Genomic DNA, 14,345 nt, shown 5'->3' on the forward strand with positions numbered 1-14,345 from the left:
AGGACCCGATCGTAACGGTATGGACATGTGTCACTTTGCGATGTTACGTAGATCGGTGTTCTATGGCGGCGTGACGTCCCTGGGACCCGTGCTGCTCGCCGTGGAGGACCGTCCCGCCGGCGGTGCCGCCCTCGGCGAGATCGTGCTCGCCTCCGCCATCGGGTTCGCCCTCACCGCCGCCCTGCTCGGCCTGGTGTGGGCGCACCGCACCCGCCGGACCACGGTGCTCGCCCGCGCAGGGGACGCCCTCGGCCGGGCCACCCACGTCCCCGGCTGGGTCGCCCTCCCGACCGTGCTGACGACGGCGTCGCTGCTGGTCGCGCTGCTCGGGATGATGTGGGACATCGCGCTGCACATCGGCGTCGGCCGCGACGAGGGCCCGCTGGCCAACCCGGCGCACTACCTGATCCTGTTCGGCCTGTTCGGGGTCTTCGCCGGCGGCGTGCTGGCCTGCTCCATGCCGCTGGACGAGCGCCCCGGCCCGGCCGCCGTCCGGTTCGTCCGCGGCTGGGACGTGCCCGTCGGCGGCGTGCTGCTGACCGCGGCGGGCTTCTACGCCCTGCTCGGCTTCCCCCTCGACGACGTCTGGCACCGCCTGTTCGGCCAGGACGTCACGCTGTGGGGCCCCACCCACCTCATGCTCATCGGCGGCGCCGGCCTGTCGATCGTCGGCCTGCTGGTGCTGGAGATGGAGGGCCACGGCGGGCTGTCCACCGACGACGGCGGCCGGAGGGTGGGCAACCGCGCCCGGTTCCTGCGCCAGGCCTCGGCCATGGGCGGCCTGCTGCTGGGCCTGTCGGTGTTCCAGGGCGAGTTCGACTTCGACGTCCCCCAGTTCCGCCTGGTCCTCGAGCCGTTCATGATCGCCGGCGCCGCGGGGGCCGCGCTGGTCGCCGCCCGGCTCTGGATGGGCCGCGGCGGGGCACTGGCCGCCGCCGGGTTCTTCCTCGTCGTCCGCGGCACGATCGCCGTCGTCGTCGGGCCGGTCCTCGGCGAGATCACGCCGCAGTTCCCGCTCTACCTCGGCTCCGCGCTGCTGGTCGAGCTGCTGGCGCTGGCCTGGCCGCTGGCCCGCCGCCCGCTGGCCTTCGGCGCGGTCGCCGGCGTGCTGGTCGGCACGGTCGGCACCGCGGTCGAGGGGCTCTGGACCCGGGTCACCCAGGTGCTCGAGTGGAACGGCGACGTCCTGGTCGAGGGCACCCTCATGGCCGTCGTCGGCGGCGTCGCGGGCGGGCTGCTCGGCGCGCTGCTCGCGCTCGGCCTGCGCCGCCGGCTGCCCCGCCCCGCCGTGGCCCGCGGCGTGCTCGTCCTCAGCCTGCTGGCCCTCGCCGGCGGCGTGGCCAACGGCCTGGTCGCGACCGTGCCCGACGACCTCGAGGCCACCCTCGCGATCGAGGACGTCACCGCCGACCCGCGGACGGCGGACGTCACCGTGCGGCTGGACCCCGCCGACGCCCTCGACGACCCGGCGTGGGTGCAGATCACCGCGTGGCAGGGCCAGGGGCTGGTCGTCACCGACCTCGAGCGCACCGGGCCGGGCGAGTACCGGACCACCGAGCCGGTGCCGGTGCACGACGACTGGAAGACGATGCTGCGCATCCACGACGGCCGCGTGCTCACCGCGGTGCCGGTCTACCTGCCCGAGGACCCGGCCATCCCGGCCGAGGAGATCGCCGCCACCGACGGGGTGACCCGCGCGGCGATCCCGGAGGTCGACCTGCTGCAGCGGGAGCTCAAGGACTCCGGCGGCGGGCTGTGGACGGCGGCCAACCTCGTCGTCCTGGCCTGCACGGTCGCGATCGTCGCGGCCATCTCCTGGGGCGTGGGCCGCTACTCGCGCCGCGGCAGCGCCGGCGAGCGTTTCCCCGACCGGCCGGTGGACAGCCCGGCCCCGGCGCCGAGCGGGGCCGGCCGGTGACCCGCCGCCTGGCCCTGGCCGCTCTCGCGGTGGTGGCCCTGAGCGGGTGTGCCGGGACCGCGCCGTCCGACGCGGGCGTGCCGTCGGGGACCCCCGCCCCCTCCCCGGAGGCGTCGACGTCCGCCCCCACCACCCCGGCCGGCCGCGTGCTCGCGGTGGCGGTCGCCGGCGGGCGGGTCACCGGCGACACCGGCCGGGTCCCCGTCCCCCTCGGGGAGCGGGTGGCCCTCACCGTGACCGGCGACGTCGCCGACGAGGTGCACGTGCACGGCTACGACCGGACGGCCGAGATGGCCCCCGGCGCGCCTGCGACGGTGGAGTTCACCGCCGACGTCCCCGGCGTGTTCGAGGTGGAGCTGCACGGGACGGGCACGGTGCTGCTGTCGCTGCAGGTCGGGTGACCGTCCTCGCCCACGGCGTCGGGTCGCGCACCGACCTGCCGCTCCCCCTGGGCCTCGCGCTCTACGGCGCGGGCGCGGCGATCCTGGTCAGCTTCACCGTCCTGCTGCTGTTCTGGCGCCGGCCGAGGCTCGGCGACGCCGCCTCCGGGCACCCGCTGCCGCCCTGGGTGCAGCGCGCCGCGGACAGCGCGCCGCTGCGCCGGGGCCTGCAGGCGGTCGCCCTCGCCGTCGCCGTCCTGGTGCTGGCGGTGGCACTGGGCGGCCCGGACGACACGGCGGACAACCTCGCGCCCTGGGTCCTCTACGTGACCTTCTGGGTCGGGCTGGTGCCGGCGAGCCTGCTGCTCGGGCCGGTGTGGCGGGTGCTCAACCCGCTGCGGCTGCTCGCCCGCGGCCTGGGGACGCTCGCCGGTCCGCCGCGCGGCGCCGACCGGCTGCCGGCCCTGGGCCTGTGGCCGGCGGCCGGTTCGCTGCTGGCCTTCGTCTGGCTGGAGCTGGTGTACCCGGGCCGGTCGGCGCCGGTCACGGTCGCGGTCTTCCTCGGTGCGTACGCGGTCGTGCACCTGGCCGCGGCGGCCTGGTTCGGCGAGGGGTGGTTCGCCCGCGGCGACGGCTTCGAGGTGTACTCCACGGTCCTCGCCCGGCTGTCGGTGGTCGGCCGGCGCGACGACGGCGTGGTCGTCGTCCGCTCACCGCTGACCAATGCGATGGCCGGGCCGGACAGCCGGGGGCTGGCCGCCGTCGTGGTGGTGCTGCTCGGCTCCACCGGCTTCGACGGGCTGTCGCGCACCGCGTGGTGGCAGACCGGGCCGGGGGCGGCGGACGACACGCTGTCGGGCACCGTCGGGCTGGCCGCGTGCACCGCGCTGGTCGCGGTCCTGTACCTGCTCGGCACCCGGCTCTCGGGCCGCCTCGGCCGCCTTCCGCTGGGCCCGCAGCCCCGGCTGTACGCGGCGTCGGTGGTGCCGATCGCGGTCGGCTACACGGTGGCGCACTACTTCTCGCTGCTCGCCCTCGACGGGCAGACGACGTGGATCCTCGCCAGCGACCCGTTCGGCACCGGCGCCGACCTGTTCGGGACGGCGGCGAACGTGGTGGACCTGCGCGCGGTGAGCCCGGACCTCATCGCCTGGGTGCAGGTCGGTGCGGTCGTCCTCGGCCACGTCGTCGGCGTGCTGCTGGCCCACGAGAAGGCGCTGCGGGTGGCGCCGCGGGCCCCGGCGTCGGACCAGCTGCCGCTGGTCCTGGTGATGGTGCTGTTCACCGTCGCGGGCCTCGGCCTGCTCTTCGGCTTCTGACCCGCTCACGCTCAGCCCCGCTGGCGGCGCCGGCGGCCGGCGAAGGCCCGCTTCACGCGGCGCCAGCGGTTCGGGGTCTGCTCGGCGTCGAGCAGCTCGGTCTCGGCGAGCAGCCGCTTCACCGGGTCGAGCTCCGGCGCCTCGAAGGCCACCAGCGAGCGCCCGGTCGGGCGCATCAGCGCGTCGACGGCGCGCACCAGCGACCCGCCGTGCTCCTCCACCGCGGCCGCGACCTCCTCCGGCCCGACCCCGAGGTGCTCGCCGAGCAGGCGGTGGCGCATGCCCAGGACCGCCGCGGCCAGCTCGTCGCGGCGCGGGTCGCCGGTGCGGGCCTCGATCGACAGGTCGCACTCGGTGTCCAGGCCCATCGAGCGGTTGTTGAGGTTGGCCGAGCCGATCCGCAGCAGCCGGTCGTCGAGGCAGGTCACCTTGGCGTGCACGTAGATCGGCCGGCGCTCCTCGGTGACCGGCACGAGCAGCCGGAACCGGTCGTACCGGTCGGCCCGGGACACCACGTCGAACAGCTTGACCCGGGCGGTGTCCATGGCCTTGCTCTCCAGCCAGCCGTCGGCCGACCGCGGCAGGACGACGACGAACTCCGGCCCGTCGGGCTCCTGCAGCCGCTCGGCGATCGCCTCGGCGACCCGGCGGTTGGCGAAGTACTGCGTCTCGACGTAGACGGTGCGCCGGGCGGCCGCGACCACGGCCAGCCACAGCAGCTCGATCTCGTGCACCAGCTCGGCGCCGCCGTACTCGGGGCGGGTGCGCGAGACCGCCACGTCGACGTCGGTGAGGAAGGTCTCGACCCCCTCGGGCCAGCAGGGCTCGACGCCGGTCACCGGCTCCAGGTGCTCCCCGGTGCCGCTCTCCCAGCGCTCGCGGGCGAGGTCGCCGATCGCCCGGGCGGCCGGGCCGGACACCAGGCTGGTGACGTCGTGCCAGGGGCCGCGCAGCCGGGTCGTGTGCGGCCGGTGCCGCAGCGGGTGGCGGTCGCGGTGCTCGGAGGTGTCCCAGCGGTCGGCGGTGACGTCGATGCCGCCGGCGAAGGCCAGGCAGTCGTCGATGACCACGATCTTCTGGTGGTGCGCGCCGCCGAGCGGGTGGTGGGTGTCGACGGTGAACCGCAGCCGGTCGGGGGTGCGCCGGTCGAGCAGCACGATCGGGGCCATGCGGCGGGTCAGCGCCACCACCATGCCGAGGTCCCACTGCAGGACGCCGATCTCCAGCCGCGGGTTGGTGCGGACGGCGTGCTCGAGCACGCGGCCCAGGCGGTCGTCGCGGGCGCGGCCGGGCGTGCGCGGGTCCATCCGGATGCGCGGGTCGAAGTCCCAGCCGATGAACAGCACCCGCCGCTCGGCGCGCAGCACCGCGCGCTTGAGGGTGGCGAAGTAGTCGGCGGCGTCGACGAACACGGCGTGCCGGTCGGCGCGCTCGATTCGCCAGCAGGTCTCCCCGGGGACGAGCAGCGTGTCGTCGGACGGGGTGGGGACCGGAGCGGTCCGGGGGGCCGGGAGGGAGGGGATGCGGGCGGTCGTCCCGGCGGAGTCGGCGCTCTCGATCACCCCGGCAGTGTGCCGACCTGCGCAAGCAGCCGCGCCGCGCCGTCCCCCGTCGGGGTGGGCGGCCCGGTCCCCGCCGTCGTCCCGGGGCGCGGGGGTGCCGCGGCGCTCGCCGGTGCGTCACGCTGTCGGCCATGGCGTCCCGGGCGGACGGTGGGGCACCGCCGGCCGGCGCGGCGGACCGGACCCGGCACCTCGCCCGGCGGGCGGAGGCCGGGCGGCGCCGCGCCGCGGACCTCCTGCTCCGGCGGGAGGAGCTGGCCGACGCGCTCGCCTCGACCGCCCGCAGCATCGTCGACACCGAGACGCGGCTCGCCGACACGCTCGACCAGCTCGCCGGGACCCGCCCGGAGCACGGCGAGCGCCTCCGCCGCGAGGCCCGCGACGCCCGCGAGTTCGCGTCGCGGGAGCGCGACCGGGCCGCCGGGCGCGCGGCGGACCGGCCGTCCTGACCCCCGGCGGGGTGGGTGCCCGCGGTCAGGCGTCCGGGCGGTGGGGGGACCGTGCGGACGAGGCGCGGCCGGCGTCGGCGCCGTGCGCGCTGTCCCGGCGGCGCGGGGGACCTCCGTACCAGTCCAGGCAGACCACCGTGGCGTCGTCACGGAGGTCGCCGCCGGTCGCGCGCAGGACCGCGGCCCCCAGCTCCTGGACGACCTGCCGGGGGTGGAGGTCCGCGGTGTCGCGGAGGGCCGCCGCGACGTCGAGGACGGCGGCGTTGCGCTCCTGCATCCCGTCGGTGAGGAGGACGACCCGGTCCCCCGGGGTCAACCGGAACTCCTGGGGCCGGAACGACGCGCGGGGCACGACACCGAACGGCGGCTCGACGTCCAGGCCGATCTCCTGGACCCGGCGGTCCCGCAGCCGCAGCGGCAGCGGGTGACCGGCGTTCACGACCATGGCCGTCCCGGACGACAGGTGCACGCGCAGGAGCTGTCCGGTGACGAACTGCCCGGGCGCGGCGCCGTCGGCGAGGGCGTCGTTGGCGTAGCGGGCCTGCCCCGCGAGGTCCAGGCCCTTCCGGCGGGCGTTGCGCAGGGCCCCCACCAGCAGCGTGGCCAGCAGGGCGGCCTGCACCTCGTGACCGACGGCATCGGTGATCGACACGTGCAGCGAGTCCTGGTTGAGCGTGTAGTCGAAGGTGTCCCCGCCCACCGAGGCGGCCGGCTCGAGCCAGCCGGCGAGGGTGAACTGCCCGGCCTCGCAGGTGTAGGACGCCGGGAGCAGCCGGCGCTGGATCTCCGCGGCCAGGGAGAACGGGGTGGTGCGCTGCCCCCACTCGAACACGTCGGTGTACCGGCGGGCGGCGACGACGACGTAGGCCAGGGCGTGCGCGGCGGCGGCGACGTCGGCGACCAGCGCCGGGTCCGGGAGCGCCGGCAGGACGAGCTCCAGCAGCCCGATCGCGTCCCCCCGGTCGCTGACCGGGGCGATCACCCGGGCCCCGTCGTCGAGCGGGCGCACGTCGACCTCCTGGGTCCACAGCACCCGCTCGTACACGGTGCCCGTCAGCGGCAGCGTCTCCGCGTGCGCGCCCGCCTGCGAGCGCCCGCCCTCGGCCCGGGCGATCCCCGTGGTGAGCCGGACGACGGCGCGGCCGCTGAAGTCGGCGATCAGGAAGGTCAGGTCCCGGGCCCTGAGCATCTCCGCGAGCGCCTCCGCCGCGGCCCGCAGGGCCTCGATCGGCGCCGTCCCCTCGACCCGGTCGAGCAGGACACCGACGTCCAGGCCGGAGACCGGTGGCATCGCCATGACCCGACCCTAGGGAGGGGGCACCGGCCGCGGTGCGGCCGACGACGGCGGGACGCCGGCCCCGCACGACGAGGCCCTGACCGGTGTCACCGCGGACCCGGCCCCGGTCGAGGGGTGGAGCCGAGTGGACCCGGACCCCCGTCCCCGCCGTTCCGGACGAGGCGCACCGCCGTCCAGCCGACCGCGGTCAGCACGGAACCGGCCGCCAGGACGCCGAGGCCGACGACCACGACCCCTGCGGCGACGAGGGCGACGAACTCGGTCATCGGTCCTCCGGGCGGACGACGGCGCTGGACCGCTGCGGACGCCCACAGCATGCACCCCGCCGGGTCCTCGGTCCTCCGGTCACGGACGGGATCTCCGGCGGAGGACCACGCCGGCGGCGACGGCCACCGCCTGCACGCCGAGGCCGACCTCGACATCGACGGGCGGCTCAGCGTGACCGACGTCCACCGCCTCGCCCACGACGCCGAGCACCGGCTGGTGCACGACCTCCCCGAGCTCCGGGCCGCGGCGATCCACACCTGCCCCTCGCTCCCGGAGCACACCCCGTCCCCGACCGCCGCCTGACGGGCGAGGGACCCGTGCGGCGCCACGCCGGAGCCGGAGACGACTCAGGGCGCCCTCCCCGCGGGGGGACGCCCTGGTCGCACGGGTGGAGCTGAGGGGACTCGGACTGCAACCACGACTGCGACCACGCCGAGCACGTCCGTGCCGGGCGACGGGTCCACCTCCACGGCCACGGGAGGTGCGCCCACCGTGGCCGGCTGGTCGAGGGCGCAGCACCGTGGACACCGCGTCGGCCGTCACCCCGGCGCTATCCCTGCTGCCCCAGGTTGGTCACCAGGTTCACCGCCACGGCGATCACGACGGTGCCGAACAGGTAGGACAGCAGAGCGTGCCCGAGGGCGACCTTGCGGATCGACGTGTCCTCGACCTGGGTGTCCGGCATCGCGAAGCTCATCCCGACGGTGAACGCGACGTAGGCGAAGTCGCTGTAGGCGGGCGGCTCCCGCTGGCCGAAGTCGATGCCGCCGTCGCCACCGGCGTAGTAGTGGCGCGCGAACTTGAGGGCGAAGACCGTGTTGACCAGCGCCCACGACAGGATCACCACCAGGACGCCGAGCACCACGGTGGCGACCCCCACGGTGTCCCCCGAGCTGGACCGGACGAGGGCCTCCACGACGGCGGCGAGGCTGGCCACGGCCGCACCCAGCACGGCCGTGTCCGTGACCCGGGTCTGCCCCTCCTCCTCGGCCAGGCGTTTGGTCCCCTCCGCGTCGCGCGGCCAGCTGATCCGCCACACCCAGAACAGCAGGCCGCCGGCGGCGACGGCCCAGCCGACGAGGATCGCGAGCTCGGGGACACCGGCGACCGTGGTCAGTCCGACCGCGACGAGGCCGCCGCCGAGGCAGATCAGCAGGCGGCGCCACGACAGGATCGTCGGCCGTGGGCCTGCCTCCACCGCCGTCGTGCGGGGTGCGGCGCTCACCGGGTCGCCCCGCACCGGACCGGCGGGGGCCCGGCGCCGGCCCACCGTACGGCCCGGCGCCGGGCCGTACGGTGGGCCGCCCGGTGTCGCCTCAGCCACCCGGACGGAACACCGCACGGACGCACCCGTCCTCCTTCTCCTTGAACATCCGGTAGCCCTTCGGCCCGTCGTCGAGCGGCATCACGTGGGTGGCGAGGTGCTCGGTCCGCACCTCGTCCCGGCTCATCCGCTCGAGGATCTCCGGGACGTAGCGGTGCCCGTGCTGCTGGGCGCCGCGCAGGGTCAGCGCCTTGTTCATCACCGCGCCCATCGGGAACTTGTCCACCAGGCCGCCGAACACGCCCAGCGCGAACACCGTCCCGCCCTTGCGGCAGGCGTAGATGGCCTCCCGGAGGGCGGTCGGCCGGTCCGACTGCAGCCGCAACTGCTGCTTGACCTGGTCGTAGAGGTACTGCGGGCCCGGGCTGTGCGCCTCCATGCCCACCGCCTCGATGCAGACGTCCGGACCGCGCCCGCCGGACATCTCCCGCAGTTCCGCGGGGACGTCGACCTCCTCGTAGTCGAGGGTCTCCGCCCCGATGTGCGTGCGGACCTGGTCGAGCCGGTTGTCGTACCGGTCGATGACGACGACCCGCTCGGCGCCCATGAGCATGGCCGCGCGGGCGGCCATCTGGCCCACGCCACCGGCTCCCCACACCGCGACGACGTCGCCCGGCCGGACCTCGGCCTGGTGCGCCCCGGTCCAGCCGGTGGGTGCGGCGTCGGAGGCGAACAGCGCCCGCTCGTCGGAGACGCCGTCGGGGATGGCGAAGGCGCCCTGGTCGGCGTAGGGCACCCGGATGTAGGGGGCGTGGCTGCCCGCCCAGCCGCCCATCGCGTGCGAGTAGCCGAAGCAGCCGCCGATGGACTGGCCCCACAGCGCCTCGGTGATCCCGGGGTTGGGATTGCCGTTGTCGCACAGCGACCACAGCCCCTGCTTGCAGTACCAGCACTGCCCGCAGCCGATGAAGGAGACCACCACCACCCGGTCGCCGACCCGGTGCTTGGTCACCCCGGCCCCGACCTCGGCGACCGTGCCCATGAACTCGTGCCCGAGCACGTCACCGGCGCGCATCGCGGGGATGTACCCGCCGAGCAGGTGCAGGTCGGAGCCGCAGGTCACCGACAGGCCGACCTCGAGGATGATGTCGTGGTCGTTGAGGAGCTTCGGCTCGGGGACGTCCTCGACGCCGATCTCGTTGACCCCGCGCCAGGTCACCGCCTTCATCGCACACCTCCCCTGGGGGCCATCCGGGTCCACGCCTCCAGGAGCACGCCACCGGGGGTCGCCGTCCGCCTGCCGTGCGGCGCCGGGTCCACCGCCAGCACCTCGCCCACCTCGATGAGCTGCTTGGCCTGGCGCAGCGCGGACCGCAGGTCGGCCTGCGGGTCGCTGCCGCTCAGCCGGCCGAGGGCGGTGCCCGGCGACGGCCGGTCGCGCAACCGGGCCGCGAGCTCGGTGCCCTTGCCGCCCGCGGCCGGGCGGACGCGGACCTCGATCCGCTCCCCGAACCCCGCGAGGGGGGCGGGCAGCCGCGCGGTGTCGACGTCGGACGGCTCGCGGAACACGGTCACCACGAGCCATCCGGACGCCGGCTGGCCCGCGCCGGCCGGCCGGGCGGTGGACGGGTCGATGGCCGACCGCACCTGGCGGACGACGCTCCCGCCGGCGCGGGCGGCGAGGGACGCCACGTTCCCGATGGACGTGGTCATGCCCGACCTCCCGCGGCGGCGGTCTGCGGTGCCCGCGCGAACTCCTGCACGATGCGCTCGCAGAAGGCCGGCAGGTCGTCGGGCGACCGGCTGGTGGTGATGTTGCCGTCGGTGACCACCTGCTCGTCGACCACCTCGGCGCCGGCGTTGCGCAGGTCCGTGCGGATGCTCGGGAACGACGTCAGCCGCCGTCCTCGCGCGACGTCGGCCTCGACGAAGTTCCACGGCCCGTGGCAGATGCTGGCCACCGGCTTGCCCGACTCGACGAAGTTCCGCACGAACTCGACCGCCGCCGGCTGCATGCGCAGCTGGTCCGGGTTCACCGTGCCGCCCGGCAGCAGCAGCGCGTCGTACTCGTCCACCGACGCCGCGCCGACCAGCCGGTCGACGCCGAAGGTGCCGGCGTCCTCGAGGTCGTTGTTGCGCGCCTGGATCTCGCCGTCGTGGATCGACAGCACGTCGGTCCGCGCACCCGCGTCGTCCAGAGCCCGGCGCGGCTGCTCCAGCTCGACCCGCTCCACCCCGTCGGCCGCCAGGATCGCGACCCGCCGTCCGTTCAGCTCCCCGGCCACGTCAGCTCCCCGCCATCGCCGGGTGCAGGACGACCTTGGTCCAGCCCTCGTCCCGGGCATCGAAGTGCTCGTAGGCCTCCGGCGCCTGGTCCAGCGGCAGCTCGTGGCTCACGATGAACGACGGCTCGGCCTTGCCCGCGGCGATGAGGTCGCGCAGCTGCCGGTTGTACTTCTTGACCGGCGCCTGGCCGCTGCCGATGTGCTGGCCCTTGAACCAGAACATGCCGAAGTCGAAGGCGAGCTTGCCCTGCTTCGCCAGCTCGTCGCTGGCGCCGGGGTCCTGCGGCACGTAGACGCCGACGGTGCCGATCGTCCCGGTGAAGCGCACCGAGGCGACCAGCCGGTTCATCGTCAGGTTGGCCTGCTCCTGGCCGTCGGGCTCGTGCGCCTGGTAGCCGACGCACTCGCAGCCGTTGTCCGCGCCCAGCCCCATGGTCTGCTCGAGAACGGCCTGCACCGGATCGACCTTCGAGTCGTCGATGGCGATCGCGCCGATCGACTCGGCCAGCTTGAGCCGGTCGGGGTGCCGGTCGACGACCATCACCTTGCCGGCCCCCCGGATGGTGGCCGAGAGGGCGGCCATCAGCCCGACCGGGCCGGCGCCGTAGATGACCGTCTGGTCGCCGGGCTTCACGCCGGCCATCTCGGTGGCGTGGTAGCCGGTCGGGAAGATGTCGGCGAGCATCACGTAGTCGGTCTGGCGCTGCTCGGCGTCCTCACCCAGCCGCAGGCAGTTGAAGTCACCCCAGGGCACGCGCAGCAGCTCCGCCTGCCCACCGGCCCAGGGGCCCATGTCGGCGAAGCCGTAGGCGGCGCCGGCCATCTTCGGCTCCGGCTGCGCGGTCAGGCAGTAGTTAGTGAGCTGCCGCTCGCAGTTCTTGCAGTGCCCACAGGCGATGTTGAACGGCAGGACGACCCAGTCGCCCACCTGCACCTTGTCGACCCCGTCGCCGACCTCGACCACCTGGCCCATGTTCTCGTGCCCGAACCAGCGGCCGGTCTCGAAGTCGGTCCGGCCCTCGTACATGTGCAGGTCCGAGCCGCAGATGTTCGCCGAGGTGATCCGCACCAGGACGTCGGTCGGCCGCTCGATCCGCGCGTCCGGTACGTCCTTGACGCTGACCTGCCGCGGCCCTTCGTAGACGACTGCCTTCACGCTGCCTCCTCGTCAGGGGTGGTCCCCGCTCCCGGCTCGGGTCGGGACCTCGATTGCACCCGGCGCGGCGGGCCGCCCGGTATCGGCAGACATGCCGATCCCGGGCCGGCCGACGTCCCCCTGGGGGTCCGACCGGGTCGGGGAGTGCGCGCCCACGGCGGGTGGCCCCCGCGTCCCGGTCACGACGGGAGGCGGGGCGGGGGACCGGGCCCCGGCGTGCGCAGGAACGGGTCCGCAGGGTCAGGTGCGGGGCGCCAGCTCGTACACCGGTCCCAGATCGGTGCGGCTGGTGTCGGGGACCTCGTGCAGGATCTTCGGCTCGCTGTGCAGCAGACGGTGGACGGCGGCCCGCGCCCGCTCGAGGTCCAGACCGGCGCGACGAGCGATGTCCTGCAGGTGCGGAGCGCCGGCACCGACCTCCGCCTCGGTCACGGCCCGGTACACCGCGGCGTCGTCCCCCGACAGGTCCTCGACTCGCATGGTGGTCCTCCCCGGGACGGCAGTTCGACACCGCGGTCGGCGTCGCAGGAGGGCTACCCGGCTCCCGCACCGGCACCCGGACGGCGCGCGCACATCGGCAGGTCTGCCGATGCGTTCCCCGGCGGCATCCCCCAGGTTGGGAGCACCGGCGGGCGTCCGACGCGTCCGGTCTCCGGCGAGGAGGAGGACCAGTGCAGTACGACGACTTCGTCTCGTCCGTGCAGGCCCGCGGCACGCGCCCCCGCGACGAGACGGAGACGCTCGTCCACGCGACGTTGCGCGTGCTGGCCGAGCGGCTCACCGCCGGCGAAGCCGACGACCTGCGTGCCCAGCTGCCCGGGGCCCTGCAGGCCGACCTCATCCCGCCGGAACCGGAGGCGCAGCCCTTCGGACCCGACGAGTTCGCCCGGCGGGTCGCCCGGATGGCACGGCTGCCCGAGCAGGAAGCGCGGGAGGGGATGGTCGCCGTGCTGGCCACGACCCGCGACGCGGTCGAACCGGGCGAGTTCGACGACGTGCTGTCCCAGCTGGGCGGGGAGTTCGCCCGGCTCGTGCCCGGATCGACGTAGGCCCGACGGTGGTGTCCCCGACACGACCGGACCCGCAGCGCACGCCGGCCGGCCGGCGTCCCTCTGCCGCCTTCGGCCTCAGGCCACCGACCGACCACCCCGTCGTCGTGGCCCTCCTGTACGCCGCGGGCGGGGCGGCCCTGGCGGCCGGGACGCTGGCGCTCGACCGATGGCTCGGCCCGGACCGGACGCCGTCCTGGTTGCACGTCAGCACCTCGGTGGCGCAGGCCCTGACCACCGGCTTCGCCACGAGCCTGCTCTTCGTGATCTCGGTCGTCTTCATGGTCCGGATGTACGCCCTCGACATGAGCGCGGAACCGCTGTCCGCCCGGGTCCGGCGTCGCTTCCTCACCGATCCCGTGCAACGTCATGCGCTGGGGGCCCTCGTCGGCGCGATGACCTTCGTGATCCTCGTCGCCCGGGCGATCCCCGATCCGAACGCCGGCGGTCCGGTGCCCCAGGTGTCCGTGGCCGTCACGTGCGCCGTTCCGATCATGGCAGCGGTTCTGGTCCTCTTTGCCCTCCGCAACGCCACCCACTGGGGCGAGGTCGGCCGCGTGATCCGCTGGATGACCGACAACTGCCTCCGGCTCATCGAGCTCACCCACCCGCCGCTCGACCGCGGCCACCCGCCCGTCCCCCCGGCCGCGAGCCCCCGGGGCGCCGACGATCCGGGGCACCCGGTGCTGGCGCACGACAGCGGCTGGATCCAGCGGATCGACCTCGAGACCGTGCTCGACGCCCTGCCACCGCAGACGACCGTGGAGCTGGCGGTGCGCGCCGGGGACTTCGCGTCCGAGGGGATCCTGCTGGCGACGGTCCGGACGGGACCGACCGGTGAGCCGGACGAGCGCGTGACCGCGGCCGTCCGCTCGGCCGTCGTGATCGGCGCGGACCCGACGCTGGAGCAGGACCTCGGCTACGGGATCACCCTGCTCGTCGACGTCGCCGAGCGCGCCGGCTCGCAGAGCAGCAGCGACTCGACCACCGTCCGCGAGGTCGTCCTGCACCTCGGCCTCGTCCTGCGCGCGCTGCTGCTGCGGGACCTGCCACCGGCCTGGCGAACGGCGAGCGCCGGGCGTGCGGTCCTCCTCCCCCGCCGGCAGTCGTTCGGCGACTACGTCTCCACCGCCTTCGAGCGCGTCCGCCTCGCGGGCGCGGAGTCCCCGGCCATCGGCCGCTGTCTGCTCAGCACCATCGAGATGCTGGTGGGTCAGCTCGAGGACGCGGGGCTACCGGACCGCACCGCCCCCCTCGTCCGGGAGGCGCGCCTCGTCCTCGACACCGCGAAGGAGTCGCTGACGCTGGAAGCCGACTACGAGCGCCTCCGCGAGCAGGCCGCTCCCTGGCTGGCGTCCGCCCGGTCGTGAGACGAGCCGCCACACCGTCGACGCAGCGG

The 14,345-nt window shown here is 75.2% G+C and carries 15 protein-coding genes; 7 read left to right on the top strand and 8 right to left on the bottom strand.

Features of this window, described 5'->3' with window-relative positions; all coding sequences use genetic code 11:
• Window positions 1–70: 70 nt before the first annotated feature.
• From ACI79B_RS00205 to ACI79B_RS00215, 3 genes are read left to right on the top strand one after another with little or no spacing between them, the layout of a single operon-like run.
• Entirely contained in the window at window positions 71–1,918 is a 1,848-nt protein-coding gene (locus ACI79B_RS00205) for a hypothetical protein (protein WP_456926076.1), read from the top strand.
• Entirely contained in the window at window positions 1,915–2,319 is a 405-nt protein-coding gene (locus tag ACI79B_RS00210) for a hypothetical protein (RefSeq protein ID WP_456926077.1), read from the top strand. Before ACI79B_RS00205 ends, ACI79B_RS00210 begins: the two co-directional genes overlap by 4 nt.
• Window positions 2,316–3,617 carry a hypothetical protein gene (locus tag ACI79B_RS00215; RefSeq protein ID WP_456926078.1) on the top strand — a complete coding sequence of 434 codons (1,302 nt, stop codon included), beginning with the start codon at window positions 2,316–2,318 and terminating at the stop codon, window positions 3,615–3,617. Before ACI79B_RS00210 ends, ACI79B_RS00215 begins: the two co-directional genes overlap by 4 nt.
• Before the next feature lie 11 nt (window positions 3,618–3,628).
• On the opposite strand, the gene ACI79B_RS00220 is transcribed toward ACI79B_RS00215, so the two are convergent.
• Window positions 3,629–5,179, bottom strand: a complete 1,551-nt coding sequence (locus ACI79B_RS00220) for a phospholipase D-like domain-containing protein (RefSeq protein WP_456926079.1) — start codon at window positions 5,177–5,179, stop codon at window positions 3,629–3,631.
• 131 nt (window positions 5,180–5,310) lie between these two features.
• Between ACI79B_RS00220 and ACI79B_RS00225 the strand changes: the two genes are divergently transcribed.
• A complete protein-coding gene (locus ACI79B_RS00225; RefSeq protein ID WP_456926080.1) occupies window positions 5,311–5,628 on the top strand; it encodes a hypothetical protein in 318 nt (105 codons plus the stop codon).
• A gap of 25 nt (window positions 5,629–5,653) precedes the next feature.
• Here the strand turns inward: ACI79B_RS00225 and ACI79B_RS00230 are convergent, their stop codons facing one another.
• Complete coding sequence (locus ACI79B_RS00230) at window positions 5,654–6,925, bottom strand: PP2C family protein-serine/threonine phosphatase (protein WP_456926081.1); 1,272 nt, start codon at window positions 6,923–6,925, stop codon at window positions 5,654–5,656.
• A 315-nt stretch (window positions 6,926–7,240) separates the two neighbouring features.
• On the opposite strand from ACI79B_RS00230, the gene ACI79B_RS00235 reads away from it, so the two are divergent.
• Window positions 7,241–7,495 (top strand): cation transporter dimerization domain-containing protein, encoded by a 255-nt coding sequence (locus ACI79B_RS00235; protein WP_456926082.1) that lies wholly within the window; start codon window positions 7,241–7,243, stop codon window positions 7,493–7,495.
• A 247-nt stretch (window positions 7,496–7,742) separates the two neighbouring features.
• Here the strand turns inward: ACI79B_RS00235 and ACI79B_RS00240 are convergent, their stop codons facing one another.
• The 6 genes from ACI79B_RS00240 to ACI79B_RS00265 all read right to left on the bottom strand — a co-directional run bounded on the left by ACI79B_RS00240 (window position 7,743) and on the right by ACI79B_RS00265 (window position 12,377).
• Entirely contained in the window at window positions 7,743–8,417 is a 675-nt protein-coding gene (locus ACI79B_RS00240; protein WP_457000015.1) for a DUF1345 domain-containing protein, read from the bottom strand.
• A gap of 91 nt (window positions 8,418–8,508) precedes the next feature.
• A complete protein-coding gene (locus ACI79B_RS00245; protein WP_456926084.1) occupies window positions 8,509–9,684 on the bottom strand; it encodes a zinc-dependent alcohol dehydrogenase in 1,176 nt (391 codons plus the stop codon).
• The gene (locus ACI79B_RS00250; RefSeq protein ID WP_456926085.1) at window positions 9,681–10,169 is read right to left on the bottom strand and encodes a hypothetical protein; all 489 of its coding nucleotides are present in this window, start codon (window positions 10,167–10,169) and stop codon (window positions 9,681–9,683) included. Before ACI79B_RS00250 ends, ACI79B_RS00245 begins: the two co-directional genes overlap by 4 nt.
• Window positions 10,166–10,741 carry a type 1 glutamine amidotransferase domain-containing protein gene (locus ACI79B_RS00255; protein WP_456926086.1) on the bottom strand — a complete coding sequence of 192 codons (576 nt, stop codon included), beginning with the start codon at window positions 10,739–10,741 and terminating at the stop codon, window positions 10,166–10,168. The genes ACI79B_RS00250 and ACI79B_RS00255 overlap by 4 nt, the downstream gene beginning before the upstream one ends.
• A 1-nt stretch (window position 10,742) precedes the next feature.
• Complete coding sequence (locus ACI79B_RS00260) at window positions 10,743–11,897, bottom strand: glutathione-independent formaldehyde dehydrogenase (RefSeq protein WP_456926087.1); 1,155 nt, start codon at window positions 11,895–11,897, stop codon at window positions 10,743–10,745.
• A gap of 240 nt (window positions 11,898–12,137) precedes the next feature.
• On the bottom strand, window positions 12,138–12,377 hold the full coding sequence (locus ACI79B_RS00265) for a hypothetical protein (RefSeq protein ID WP_456926088.1): 240 nt from the start codon (window positions 12,375–12,377) through the stop codon (window positions 12,138–12,140).
• A gap of 191 nt (window positions 12,378–12,568) precedes the next feature.
• On the opposite strand from ACI79B_RS00265, the gene ACI79B_RS00270 reads away from it, so the two are divergent.
• Both ACI79B_RS00270 and ACI79B_RS00275 read left to right on the top strand, forming a co-directional pair.
• Entirely contained in the window at window positions 12,569–12,946 is a 378-nt protein-coding gene (locus ACI79B_RS00270; protein ID WP_456926089.1) for a DUF2267 domain-containing protein, read from the top strand.
• A gap of 107 nt (window positions 12,947–13,053) precedes the next feature.
• Complete coding sequence (locus ACI79B_RS00275) at window positions 13,054–14,316, top strand: DUF2254 family protein (RefSeq protein WP_456926090.1); 1,263 nt, start codon at window positions 13,054–13,056, stop codon at window positions 14,314–14,316.
• Window positions 14,317–14,345: the final 29 nt, after the last annotated feature.

The sequence above is a fragment of the Geodermatophilus sp. SYSU D00879 genome (assembly GCF_054050375.1).